This is a genomic window from Pseudomonas sp. ChxA (genome assembly GCF_030263855.1).
GTDB classification, from domain to species: domain Bacteria; phylum Pseudomonadota; class Gammaproteobacteria; order Pseudomonadales; family Pseudomonadaceae; genus Aquipseudomonas; species Aquipseudomonas fluorescens_CB.
Genome location: NZ_JARPMK010000001.1, coordinates 1,563,674 through 1,575,385, shown reverse-complemented (window position 1 = coordinate 1,575,385; position 11,712 = coordinate 1,563,674). Strand labels below are relative to the sequence as shown.

Sequence of the window (11,712 nt, the reverse complement as noted above, 5' to 3'; positions counted from 1 at the left end):
CCTAGCAAGGCGGCTTATTCTTTAATAATATTTAAAATGCATTCTTATATAACCAATTGTTCGCACGATCAGCGTCGATCAGCGTAGGTGTGGGTAACCGGCGGTGGCGGCTGCTTGTTGATAGTTCAGCAGGACTTGGTAGTCGTCTTCGCTGGCAGGCAGAACTGCCTGGATGCCCAGGGTTGCGACCACGTGCGGTAAATCCTGCAACGCCTGATTCATCACCTCACGAATGTGCGCCGCTTGCTGATCGTTCAAGTGCAGCGGGCCGATAAAGGGCAAGGTCGGGCTCGGCGCGCTGTGCGTGACGATGCGCAGCCCCGCCACTTCTTCAGGGGCGAAACGGGCGAGGTAGTCGTAGGTCACGCTGTCGACGGCGGCAAGGTCGGCGCGGCCTACGCGCAGCCAGCGCAGGCTTTCGCGGTGGGCGCCGCTGATGCCGACGCTGGCGAAGAAACGGCCGTCGCGTTGCAGCGGTGCAAGGCGTTCACGCAGCAGGTTCATGCCGCTGTTGGAGTCGTGGCCGTTGATCACGCCGCGACTGTCGTAGAAATCCGCCAGTTCGTTAAGCGGGTTGTCCTCGCGGGTCAGCAGCAGGCTGCAGTGTTCGCCCTGGCGGCTGTGGGCCAGCTCGTAGCGCGGGCGGCCGATTACGCGCACTTTGCCGCGCAGTTGGGTCATCAGCGGGTAGCCGCAGGTTTGCGTCACCAGCAGCTCGGGCGCGAGCCACAGGCCGTGCAGGTCGAGGTGGTCAGCGTTGCGGCGCGTCAGGCCCAGGCGCTCGAAAATGCGCGCCAGCCATTGTTGGTTGGCCTGTTGCACGGCTGCGGGCGCGACGTACATCAACAACTCCGCGTAGTGGTCACTCATGGTCGTCTCTCACGCAAAAGGGTGCCTTGGGCTGTCGATGGCCTTGAGGCCGTGGCGGCTGATCAACTGGCCATAACCCTGCACCAGGAAACCACCGCTGCGCGCCAGCCATTGTTCACGTCGTGCCCGGTAGACCGTGGGCAGCAGATACCAGGGCAACTTGGGCAAGTCGTGGTGCACCAGGTGCAGGTTGTTATTGAGGAACAGCCAGGTCCACGGCCAGGACGCTTCGTTGAGCACCGTACGCTGTTCCGGCTGCGGGTGCGGGCGGTGTTCATAGTAGGAACGGATCGACGCCAGGGACAAGGCTGGCGCGGTCACCAGCAGCAGGTAATGCCATACCGGAATGGCGCTGTAGTGAGCGATAAAGCTCAGCATCAGGATTGTCACGCCGCCGTGGGCCAGCCACATCGGCCACACCTGGGGCAGGCGCTGGAGTTGATGACGCGCCAATCGGGCGATGGCCAGCGGCGATGCCAGCAGAAAACGCCCCACTAGGGTTTTGGTCAGCCAGTGCACCCCGCGCTTGAGCAACGAACTGTTATCCCACTGGTGTTGATTGAGGTAGCGGCTTTCCGGGTCGATGCCCGGCAGGGTCAGGTCTTCGTCGTTGTGGTGCAACAGGTGACTGTCGCGGTACAGCGTGTAGGGATACCACACGGCAAAAGGCGCGTAGCCGAGCAGTTTGTTGATCAGGGGCGAACGGGTGGGGTGGCCATGCAGCAATTCGTGTTGCACCGACAGCCAGAGCGTCACCAGCGGAATCAGCAACACAGTGCTCAGCCACAGGCCCAGCCAGTGGCTGGCGAGGATCACGGCGAACCAGCCGGCATACACGCCGACCAGCAATAGCCAGGTCGGCCATTCGGTGATTGCGGTAAAACTGCGTGCCAGGGCTTCGATTTCCCGGCGTTGGGTCGGATCAAGGTAGTTGGCCATCGGCAGCTCAGAGCAGGTGTTTCCTGCTCTGTGCAGTGAGGCGCAAAAATCTTGCAGATCGTTTGGTTCTAAGCTTGTAACTCAGTGACCGAACAGGCCGGCTTCGGACTTCTTGGTTTTTTTCTCGGCGCGTTTTTCATCGGCGGTCTTTGCCGGTTTTTTCTTCGCGGCTTTCTTTGAATCCATACCTTTGGCCATGATGCATGCTCCACGTGAAGGGGATGTAACACTGGGTATACCACCTATTGCCCGGCAGAAGGCGCTTATAATCGGCGGCCCTTGATTACGTTGCCCACACACCATGCCCGATCTGCACCTCCAATTGCTGGCAGAGCCACTGTGGCCGCTGCTGAACAAGTTTTACCGCAGCCATCATTCGTCGATGAAGGCGCTCAAGGGCGGCCGCTTGTGGGTGGCGCGCGACAGCGAGATTGTCGCCGGGCTGTGCCTGACGCCGGTGGTGGGTGGGCAATGGTTGACCGGCGTGTTTGTCGACCCAGCGTATCGTGGCCACGGGCTGGCGGCGCGGTTGGTTGCTGCGGCAGTGGCCGATGTGGAAGGCACGGTGTGGTTGCTGTGTCATCCCGAGCTGGAAAGCGTGTATCAGCGCATGGGTTTCACCCAGGAAACCACCCTGCCTCAATCGCTGGGTGAACGCCTGGTGCGCTACAAACGCAACAAGCCAATGATCGCCATGGGCTTAGAACCTTTAGGAAGGACCACTGCGGATAATGTGTGATCGACCCGTGCAAGGCCCGTGCTAGCCTCGACAGCACAGTGGCCCCTTACAGGATGATCATGAAAAACACGCTTGCAGCTCTGTCCCTCACCGCCCTGCTCTTTCCGGCATTCAGCCAGGCAGCGGATGCGCCGATTACCGCCGAGCAATACGCCAGCGTGTTGGCTGGCAGTTGGCGCGACCCGGCCAACAGCGCGCGTGACGGTTACCGCCACCCGCAGCAAACCCTGGAGTTTTTTGGCCTGAGCGCCAAACAGAGCGTGATCGAAATCACCCCGGGCGGCGGTTGGTTCAGCGAAATTCTCGCGCCGTTGCTCAAGGACCACGGGCATTACATCGCCGCCGTGCAAGCGGCCAGCAGCAGTGCTTATGCTGCGACGTCCGAACAGAACCTGAAAAACAAATTCGCCGCCGACCCTGCGCGCTATGCCAAGGCCCAAGTCGTCGAGTTCAACCCTAAGGCCCCGGTGTTCGGCAAACCGGCTTCGGTGGACGCCGTGCTGACTTTTCGCAATGTGCATAACTGGGTAGACGCAGGCACCGCACCGGCGACCTTCAGTGCGTTCTACACGGTGCTAAAACCAGGAGGTGTGCTGGGCGTGGAAGATCACCGGGCCAAAGACGGCGCGGACCTGGAAGCGATCAAGGACAGCGGCTACCTGACCACGGCGCAAGTGGTGAAGCTGGCGACGGACGCCGGGTTCAAGCTGGCTGGGCAGAGCGAAGTGAATGCCAACCCCAAGGACACCAAGGATTACCCGGGTGGCGTGTGGACGTTGCCGCCGTCGTTGCGGTATGGGGAGCAGGATAAGGCCAAGTATCTGGCGATTGGCGAGTCGGATCGGATGACGTTGCGGTTTATCAAACCGGCTAAATAGTCTGACTCAACGCATAACTAATGTGGGAGCTGGCTTGTGTGGGAGCTGGCTTGCCTGCGATGCAGGCACCTCGGTTTATCAGTGTCACCGAGGCGATGCTATCGCAGGCAAGCCAGCTCCCACACAAGCTCAGCTCCCACATTTTTATCTCAGTGTGCCTGAGGGTTACTCGTCAGCGTTTGGATCCATATCCGGAAACATCACTTCGATAAACCCGAATTTGCTGAAGTCGGTAATCCGCGAGGGGTATAACCGGCCGATCAGGTGATCGCACTCATGTTGCACCACCCGCGCATGGAAGCCGTCAGCGACGCGCACGATCGGCTCGCCCTTGGGATCAAAACCCTCGTAACGAATCTGCTGGTAACGGTCCACCGCGCCGCGCAGGCCCGGCACGGACAGGCAACCTTCGTAACCTTCTTCCAGCACCGGGCTGAGCGGCGTGATCAGCGGGTTGATCAGGATGGTCTGCGGCACCGGCGGCGCATCCGGGTAGCGTTCGCTGGCCTCGAAGCCGAAGATCACCAGCTGCAGGTCCACACCAATCTGCGGGGCAGCCAGGCCGACACCGCCGACGTGTTCCATGGTCTGGAACATGTCATCAATCAATTGCCACAGCTCAGGGCTGTCGAACATTTCGGGCGGAACCGGTGGCGCGATACGCAGCAGGCGCTCGTCGCCCATTTTCAGGATTTCACGGATCATCGATCAGACTTCATCGGTAGTGGGCTTGGAGTGGTCCCGGCCTAGGCCTGAGACGTGCTGTTTTTCATCCGTGTGGCTGTCTTCATCGAATTCCTTTTCCCCTGGGTCCTTGCCTTCTGCCGACATGTGTTCGATGACGGCATTCATCTCCGCGCCGAGCAACAACACGGCGGCGGAAATATAGAAGTACAGGAGCAGGACGATGATCGCACCGATACTGCCATACATCGCGTTGTAGTCGGCAAAGGTTTTAACGTAATAACCAAAGCCCAGCGAGGCGATGATCCACACCACCACGGCCAACACCGAGCCCGGGGTGATAAAGCGAAATTTCTGCTCAACATCGGGCATCACGTAGTACATGAGGGCCACGGCGAACATCAGCAGAATCACGATCAAGGGCCAGCGCAGGATGGTCCATAAGGTGACCACGAATTCCTGCATGCCGATCTGCCCGGCGAGCCATTCCATCACCTGCGGCCCGAGCACCATCAGTGCGGCAGCAGCGAGCAGCATGCCGGCGATGCCTACGGTGTAGAAAATCGACAGCGGGAAGCGCTTCCAGATCGGCCGGCCTTCAACCACGTCATAGGCGGCGTTCATCGCGCTCATCATCAGGCGCACGCCGGCCGAGGCGGTCCACAGCGCGATGACGATACCCACCGAGAGCAAACCGCCCTTGGACTGCTGCAACTGGTCGATCACCGGGTTGACCTGCTCCAGCGCCTGGGGCGGCAACACCAGTTCCGACTGCATGCGCAGCCAGGTGAAAAAGTCCGGCAGGTGCAGGAAACCGATCAGGGCAATGAGGAACAGCAGGAAGGGAAACAGCGAGAACAGCATCTGGTAGGCCAGTGCCGAGGCGTAGGTGGGCATTTCGTCATCGACGAATTCCTTGACGGTGCGCACCAGCACTTTGTGGAGCTTGAGGCCGTCTAGTACCGGAAAAATCATAGCGTCTCCTTTCGCCGCAAAAGGGTGAGGTCGTGGGCGACTCAGGGGCCGTTTTCTACATCAAAGTAGCCCATTTGGCGACTTTGAAACAATTTCCAAACTTTAGTTGCACGTTTTACACAAAAACGGCCATCCGTGGATGGCCGTCGGGCTGCATGAATCCAGCCGGCGATTCAGTCTTACTTGACGGCTTTTTTTACCGCATCTTTGGTGTCGCCGACAGCTTTCTGCACTTCGCCTTTCTTTTCCTGAACCACGCCTTCAGCGCGCAGTTTGTCGTTGCCAGTCACTTTGCCAACGCCTTGCTTGATGTTACCAACGGCTTCATTGGCCAAACCTTTTGCCTTATCCGATGTGCTGCTCATGGTATTTCTCCGAAAGAACAATCAAGGGTTTTGGTCACTACCTAAAGATTGACCCGAGGCCGTTCGGCAGAGTTTCAATTATTTTAATCACGCATTTCATCGCCGGCGACAGGTTTGGCTTTATGTTTTGCCGCCAACCCACGAGAATGCCCGGCACATTCAGGCTATAACGCTGAATAACAGATCCCGTAGGAAGGTTATGAAACTCAATAAAGCACAGGCCATCGCCCGCAGAAACCAGGAACTGGGCGGTGCCGTACTCGGCGTCAACAACTGCCACTTCACCGACCTGGACAGCAAACGCAACATCTGGTGGTTCGACCTGCCGCTGGTGCGCATTGGTGTGGGCCAGTACGAGTGGGTTCACTTGTTGATGCACAACGCCGAGACTGACCAGTTGCTGCACCTGAAGGTGCCGACTGCGTTCCTGCGCGAACACATCGAAGGGCTGGTGGTGCGCAATGCGGGCAAGCGCAAGCCTGAGATTACCCTGGAGCTGAGCGCCGATAAGGATTCGTTCTTGAAGGATGTGCGCCCGGCGGGTGCTGGTGTGGGTTTTGCGCAGTTCGCCTTGTAACAACTCGATTAAAACATGTGGGAGCTGGCTTTTTGGGGGCGCTTCGCACCCCAGCGCAAGCAAGCTTGCTCGCCACAACCAGCCAGCTCCCACCTTGGATTGCATTCCAATCCAGGTAATAAAAAACCCCGCATCAGCGGGGTTTTTTATCGGTTACTTTTTAAGACCGAGCTTCTTCAGCTCTTCATCACGCAACTCACGGCGCAGGATCTTGCCCACGTTAGTGGTCGGCAATGCATCGCGGAACTCCACGGCCTTGGGCACCTTGTAGCCGGTGACGTTGGCGCGCATGTGTTCCATCACTTGGTCCTTGGTCAGGGTCGCCCCTGGCTTGACCACGATAAAGATCTTGATGTGCTCACCGGATTTTTCATCCGGCACACCGATGGCCGCACATTGCAGCACGCCCGGCAGGGTTGTCAGCACGTCTTCCAGCTCGTTGGGGTAGACGTTGAAACCTGAGACCAGAATCATGTCTTTCTTGCGGTCGACAATGCGGATGTAGCCATCTTGCTGGATGATCGCGATGTCACCGGTCTTCAACCACCCTTCGCTGTCGAGCATTTCGGCGGTGGAGTCGTCGCGCAACCAGTAGCCCTTCATCACCTGCGGGCCTTTCACACACAGCTCGCCGGTTTCGCCCAACGGCAGTTCGGTGCCGTCGTCGGCGATGACTTTACACACTGTGGATGGCACCGGAATGCCGATGGTGCCGATCTGAATATGCTGGATCGGGTTGACGGTGGCCACCGGGCTGGTTTCGGTCATGCCGTAACCTTCGCAGATGCCACAGCCGGTCACGGCCTTCCAGCGCTCGGCAGCCGCCAGTTGCAGGGCCATGCCGCCCGACAAGGTGACTTTGAGCGCAGAGAAGTCCAGCTTGCGGAATGCCTCGTTATTGCACAGCGCCACGAACAGGGTGTTCAAGCCGACAAAGCCGCTGAACTTCCATTTCGACAGTTCCTTGACCATCGCCGGCAGGTCGCGCGGGTTGCTGATCAGGATGTTGTGGTTGCCGATCAGCATCATCGCCATGCAATGAAAGGTGAACGCATAGATGTGGTACAGCGGCAGCGGCGTGATCAGGATCTCGCAGCCTTCGTTGAGGTTGGAGCCCATCAGCGCCTTGCACTGCAACATGTTGGCGACGAGGTTGCGGTGGGTGAGCATCGCGCCCTTGGCCACGCCGGTGGTGCCACCCGTGTATTGCAGCACAGCCACATCGCCGCTGGCGGGGCTGGCGTCGTTGACCGGTTGACCGTGCCCCTTGGCCAATACTTCATTGAACTTGATCGCCTTGGGCAAGTGATAGGCCGGGACCATTTTCTTTACGTACTTGATGACGCTGTTGATCAGCAGGCGCTTGAACGGCGACAACAGGTCAGCGACTTCGGTGACGATCACGTGCTTGACAGCGGTCTTGGGCACGACTTTTTCAGCCAGGTGCGCCATGTTCGCCAGGCAAACCAGGGCCTTGGCCCCGGAATCATTGAATTGGTGTTCCATTTCCCGCGCGGTGTACAGCGGGTTGGTGTTGACCACGATCAGGCCAGCACGGATGGCGCCAAACACGGCCACCGGGTATTGCAGGACGTTGGGCAGTTGCACGGCGATTCGATCGCCAGGCTTCAAGTCGGTATGCTGTTGCAGGTAGGCGGCGAAGGCGCCGGACAATTCGTACAGTTCACCGTAGGTGATGGTCTTGCCCAGGTTGCTGAATGCCGGTTTGTCAGCGAAGCGCTGGCAGGACTGTTTCAGTACCGCCTGAATATTCTGATACTCGTCTGGATTGATGTCTGCAGCAATCCCGGCGGGGTACTTATCCTTCCAAAAGTCTTCGTTCATGGAAGCCCACTCCTCAGCGACGCGAATTCATCATCGCATTTGATGCGATTATTATTGGTGTATGTTTTTTTAGGTGAGTCTGGCGCTTTCAAGCAGGCCGAGAAGTCACAAAGCGCGCCGAGAGTAGCAGCTTTGCCAAGGGCCGCCTAGAGCCAAAAGAAGGCCCTACAGTCATAAACATGACTCAAGAATATCTAATGGTCATTTTTAGAGCAAAGATTCTATAAGCCAAGAAATGGCTCTGGAATGGGCTTTACGGAGCGATAAATAGCAATGTGGGAGCTGGCTTGCCCTGCGATAGCGGTGAATCAGTCGATAAATCTTGTGACTGATACATAGCTATCGCAGGCAAGCCAGCTCCCACATGTTTAATTGCATTTTAATTCAAGCTCAGGCGATGTCGCGCAGCTCCCTGCGCAAAATCTTGCCCACCGGCGTCATCGGCAACGACTCACGCAACACAATGTGCTTGGGCACCTTGTACCCGGTGAAGTTGGTTTTGCAGTACGCCTTCAATTCATCAACGCTCACACCCTGGGCGCGCGCCACCACAAACAGCTTCACCGCCTCGCCGGTGCGCTCGTCCGGTACGCCGATCACCGCGCAATTGGCCACTGCTGGATGCGCCATCACCACGTCTTCGATCTCGTTGGGGTACACATTGAAGCCCGAGACGATAATCAGGTCTTTCTTGCGATCGACAATGCTGACAAAACCATCGGTGTCGATCACCGCAATATCACCGGTTTTCAACCAACCTTCGGCATCAAGGGTTTCAGCAGTGGCCACGGGTTGCTGCCAATAACCCTTCATCACCTGCGGGCCTTTGATGCACAGCTCGCCGCGCTCGCCCAAGGGCAACTCGCGCCCTTCATCATCAATCACTTTCATCGCCGTACCCGGCACCGGAATACCCACGGTGCCCAGCCGCGACTGGCTGCCGTAGGGGTTGGTGCTGGCCACCGGCGAGGTTTCGGTGAGGCCGTAGCCTTCGCCGATGGAGCAACCGGTGAGTGCCTTCCAGCGCTCGGCCGTGGCCTTGACCAACGCAGTGCCACCCGAGTTGGTGATCTTCAGATGGGAGAAATCCAGGCTCTTGAAATCGGGGTGGTCCATCAGCGCCACGAACAGCGTGTTCAGCCCGAGCAGGCAGGAGAACCGCCACTTTTTCAACTCCTTGATAAACCCGCCGATGTCACGCGGGTTGGTGATCAGCACGTTGTGGTTGCCGGTCACCATCATGCACATGCAGTTCGCGGTGAAAGCATAGATGTGGTACAGCGGCAGCGGCGCGATCATCACCTCCTGCCCTTCTTTCACCAGCGGCTGGCCGTCATCGGTGACCTGGGACATGCACGCCCGCGCCTGCTGCATATTCGCCACCAGGTTGCCGTGGGTGAGCATCGCGCCTTTGGCCAGGCCGGTGGTGCCGCCGGTGTATTGCAGCACGGCGATATCATCCAGGGTCACCGGATGACGAACCACCGCCTGGCCCGCGCCCATGCGCAAGGCGCGCTTGAACGACATCGCACGTGGCAGGTTGTAGGCCGGGACCATTTTCTTGACTTTGTCGACCACGGTGTTGACCAGCCAGCCTTTGGCGGCGGGCATGAAGTCGCCCATCTTGGCTTCGATCAGGTAGTCGATCTCGGTGTCGGTACACACGTCCTGCACCCGCGAACCGAACAGGTTGAGGTAGACCAGCGCACGCACGCCGGCATCCTTGAACTGGTGGCGCATCTCACGCGGGGTGTACAGCGGGTTGGTGTTGACCACGATCAACCCGGCGCGCAACGCGCCGAACACCGCAATCGGGTAATGCAGCACGTTGGGCATCTGCACCGCGATGCGCTCGCCAGGCTTAAGGTCGGTGTGGTTTTGCAGGTAGCCGGCGAACGCGGCACTTTGGCGCTCAAGCTCAGCATAGGTCAGGGTGATGCCCATGTTGCTGAATGCCGGACGGTCGGCAAAGGCCTTGCAGGAGCGTTCAAAGACCTCGATCACCGATTTGTAGGTAGTGAGGTCGATATCATTGGGAACGCCCGCCGCGCGTTTGTCATTCCAGAAATCAGGTTGCATTATTCTTGTCCTCGTACCTGAGTGTGTCCGGCCGCTTTCTCATTGGTATAAAAAGCGGAGCTTTGGGGACGTTAGCAGCTATGGCCAAACAGGCAAATACGCGCAACTGTGTCATTTATTGTATGAATCTTGCCCCTAACGTGTAGGCAGATACACCAGCCCCGGCCAGATGAGCTATACACTGCAACGACCCTAAGCAAAGGAAGCGCTATGAACCACAGCACCTTCTGGCTGACCGCGAATGACCGCAGCCGCCTGTACGTCAATCAATGGCTGCCGGACGGGGCCGCCAAGGCCATGATCATGTTGTCCCACGGCATGGCCGAACACAGCGCGCGCTATGCACGCCTGGCCGAGTCTTTGTGCGCAGCCGGCTACGGCCTGTACGCGCCGGACCAACGTGGCCATGGCCGCACTGCCGACGAAGGCACGCTGGGGCTGTACGCCGAAAAGGATGGCTGGAATAAAGTGGTGGGCGACCTCGCCAGCCTCAACCAGCACATCGGCCAGCAGCAGCCGGGCCTGCCGATCATCTTGCTGGGCCACAGCATGGGCAGCTATATCGCCCAGGCGTACCTGCTGCACCATAGCGCGAGCCTGAATGGGGCGATTCTCAGCGGTTCGAATTTCCAGCCGGTGGCGCTGTACCGCGCCGCCGGCGTCATTGCCCGACTGGAGCGCGCGCGCCAAGGCCTGCGCGGGCGCAGTGCATTGATCGACTTTTTGTCGTTCGGCTCATTCAACAAGGCATTCAAGCCCAACCGTACTGCGTTTGACTGGCTCAGCCGCGACCCGCTGGAGGTCGACAAGTACATCAACGATCCGCTGTGCGGCTTTCGCTGCACCAACCAACTGTGGATAGACCTGCTCGGCGGCTTGCAGCAGATCAGCAAAGCGTCCAACCTCGCACAGATCGATCCGGGCCTGCCGATTATGGTGATGGGCGGCGAATGTGATCCGGTGAGTGAAGGCAAACGTCTCAAAAGCCTGGCCCATGCGCTGCGTGACGCCGGCTGCCAGAACCTGCAATTGACTATCTACCCGCAGGCGCGTCATGAAGTATTCAACGAAACCAACCGCGATGAAGTGACAGCGGATGTGCTGAAGTGGCTCGACCAGGCCTTGACGTTACGCAGGCCGGCGCGCTGCGAATAGCTTTTTCCTTTAAAATCAGCCTATTAAATTACCGATTAGCCACAGGATGCACCCTTAGATGACCCAGGTTACCAACACCCCATACGAAGCCCTCGAAGTCGGCCAGACCGCCAGCTACAGCAAGACCGTCGAAGAGCGCGATATCCAGCTGTTCGCGGCGATGTCCGGCGACCACAACCCGGTGCACCTGGATGCCGAGTACGCCAAGGCGACCATGTTCAAGGAGCGTATCGCCCACGGTATGTTCAGCGGCGCACTGATCAGTGCGGCGGTAGCCTGCGAGCTGCCTGGGCCGGGCACCATCTATATCGGCCAGCAGATGAGCTTTCAGAAGCCGGTAAAAATCGGCGACACCTTGACCGTGCGCCTGGAAATTCTGGAGAAGTTGCCCAAGTTTCGTGTGCGCATCGCCACCCGCGTATTCAACCAGCGCGACGAGCTGGTGGTGGACGGTGAGGCGGAAATTCTTGCGCCGCGCAAGCAGCAGGTTGTTACGTTGACTGAGCTGCCGCCGATCAGCATTGGCTGATAGAAATCTCAAAATCAATACAAAGCAAATGTGGGAGCTGGCTAGCCTGCGATACAGACACCTCGGTGTATCAGTTA

At 58.5% G+C, this 11,712-nt stretch carries 12 protein-coding genes; 5 read left to right on the top strand and 7 right to left on the bottom strand.

Annotation, left to right across the window (positions count from 1 at the left end):
* Positions 1-78: 78 nt before the first annotated feature.
* Positions 79-870 (bottom strand): phosphate/phosphite/phosphonate ABC transporter substrate-binding protein, encoded by a 792-nt coding sequence (locus tag P5706_RS07005; RefSeq protein ID WP_285678837.1) that lies wholly within the window; start codon positions 868-870, stop codon positions 79-81.
* A gap of 9 nt (positions 871-879) precedes the next feature.
* Positions 880-1,809, bottom strand: a complete 930-nt coding sequence (locus P5706_RS07000) for a fatty acid desaturase (RefSeq protein ID WP_285678836.1) — start codon at positions 1,807-1,809, stop codon at positions 880-882.
* 301 nt (positions 1,810-2,110) lie between these two features.
* Between P5706_RS07000 and P5706_RS06995 the strand changes: the two genes are divergently transcribed.
* Both P5706_RS06995 and P5706_RS06990 read left to right on the top strand, forming a co-directional pair.
* Complete coding sequence (locus P5706_RS06995) at positions 2,111-2,548, top strand: GNAT family N-acetyltransferase (RefSeq protein ID WP_285678835.1); 438 nt, start codon at positions 2,111-2,113, stop codon at positions 2,546-2,548.
* Positions 2,549-2,607: 59 nt separating this feature from the next.
* Positions 2,608-3,426, top strand: a complete 819-nt coding sequence (locus tag P5706_RS06990) for a class I SAM-dependent methyltransferase (protein WP_285678834.1) — start codon at positions 2,608-2,610, stop codon at positions 3,424-3,426.
* 165 nt (positions 3,427-3,591) lie between these two features.
* On the opposite strand, the gene def is transcribed toward P5706_RS06990, so the two are convergent.
* The 3 genes from def to P5706_RS06975 all read right to left on the bottom strand — a co-directional run bounded on the left by def (position 3,592) and on the right by P5706_RS06975 (position 5,450).
* Positions 3,592-4,131, bottom strand: a complete 540-nt coding sequence (def, locus tag P5706_RS06985) for a peptide deformylase (RefSeq protein WP_017139199.1) — start codon at positions 4,129-4,131, stop codon at positions 3,592-3,594.
* Between the two features lie 3 nt (positions 4,132-4,134).
* Positions 4,135-5,085 (bottom strand): YihY/virulence factor BrkB family protein, encoded by a 951-nt coding sequence (locus tag P5706_RS06980; protein ID WP_056858638.1) that lies wholly within the window; start codon positions 5,083-5,085, stop codon positions 4,135-4,137.
* Between the two features lie 179 nt (positions 5,086-5,264).
* Positions 5,265-5,450 carry a CsbD family protein gene (locus tag P5706_RS06975; RefSeq protein WP_003213044.1) on the bottom strand — a complete coding sequence of 62 codons (186 nt, stop codon included), beginning with the start codon at positions 5,448-5,450 and terminating at the stop codon, positions 5,265-5,267.
* Between the two features lie 199 nt (positions 5,451-5,649).
* Here P5706_RS06975 and P5706_RS06970 point away from each other — a divergent pair, with 199 nt between their 5' ends.
* Positions 5,650-6,027: a hypothetical protein gene (locus P5706_RS06970; RefSeq protein ID WP_017139196.1), complete on the top strand. Its 378-nt coding sequence runs from the start codon at positions 5,650-5,652 to the stop codon at positions 6,025-6,027.
* Between the two features lie 153 nt (positions 6,028-6,180).
* On the opposite strand, the gene fadD1 is transcribed toward P5706_RS06970, so the two are convergent.
* The gene (gene fadD1, locus P5706_RS06965; RefSeq protein ID WP_285678833.1) at positions 6,181-7,872 is read right to left on the bottom strand and encodes a long-chain-fatty-acid--CoA ligase FadD1; all 1,692 of its coding nucleotides are present in this window, start codon (positions 7,870-7,872) and stop codon (positions 6,181-6,183) included.
* A 390-nt stretch (positions 7,873-8,262) separates the two neighbouring features.
* The gene (gene fadD2 / locus P5706_RS06960; protein WP_200433437.1) at positions 8,263-9,951 is read right to left on the bottom strand and encodes a long-chain-fatty-acid--CoA ligase FadD2; all 1,689 of its coding nucleotides are present in this window, start codon (positions 9,949-9,951) and stop codon (positions 8,263-8,265) included.
* Between the two features lie 210 nt (positions 9,952-10,161).
* Between fadD2 and P5706_RS06955 the strand changes: the two genes are divergently transcribed.
* Together P5706_RS06955 and P5706_RS06950 are read left to right on the top strand one after the other, a co-directional pair.
* The gene (locus P5706_RS06955) at positions 10,162-11,106 is read left to right on the top strand and encodes an alpha/beta hydrolase (RefSeq protein WP_285678832.1); all 945 of its coding nucleotides are present in this window, start codon (positions 10,162-10,164) and stop codon (positions 11,104-11,106) included.
* Between the two features lie 58 nt (positions 11,107-11,164).
* Complete coding sequence (locus P5706_RS06950; protein WP_003175719.1) at positions 11,165-11,635, top strand: MaoC family dehydratase; 471 nt, start codon at positions 11,165-11,167, stop codon at positions 11,633-11,635.
* Positions 11,636-11,712 lie beyond the last annotated feature (77 nt).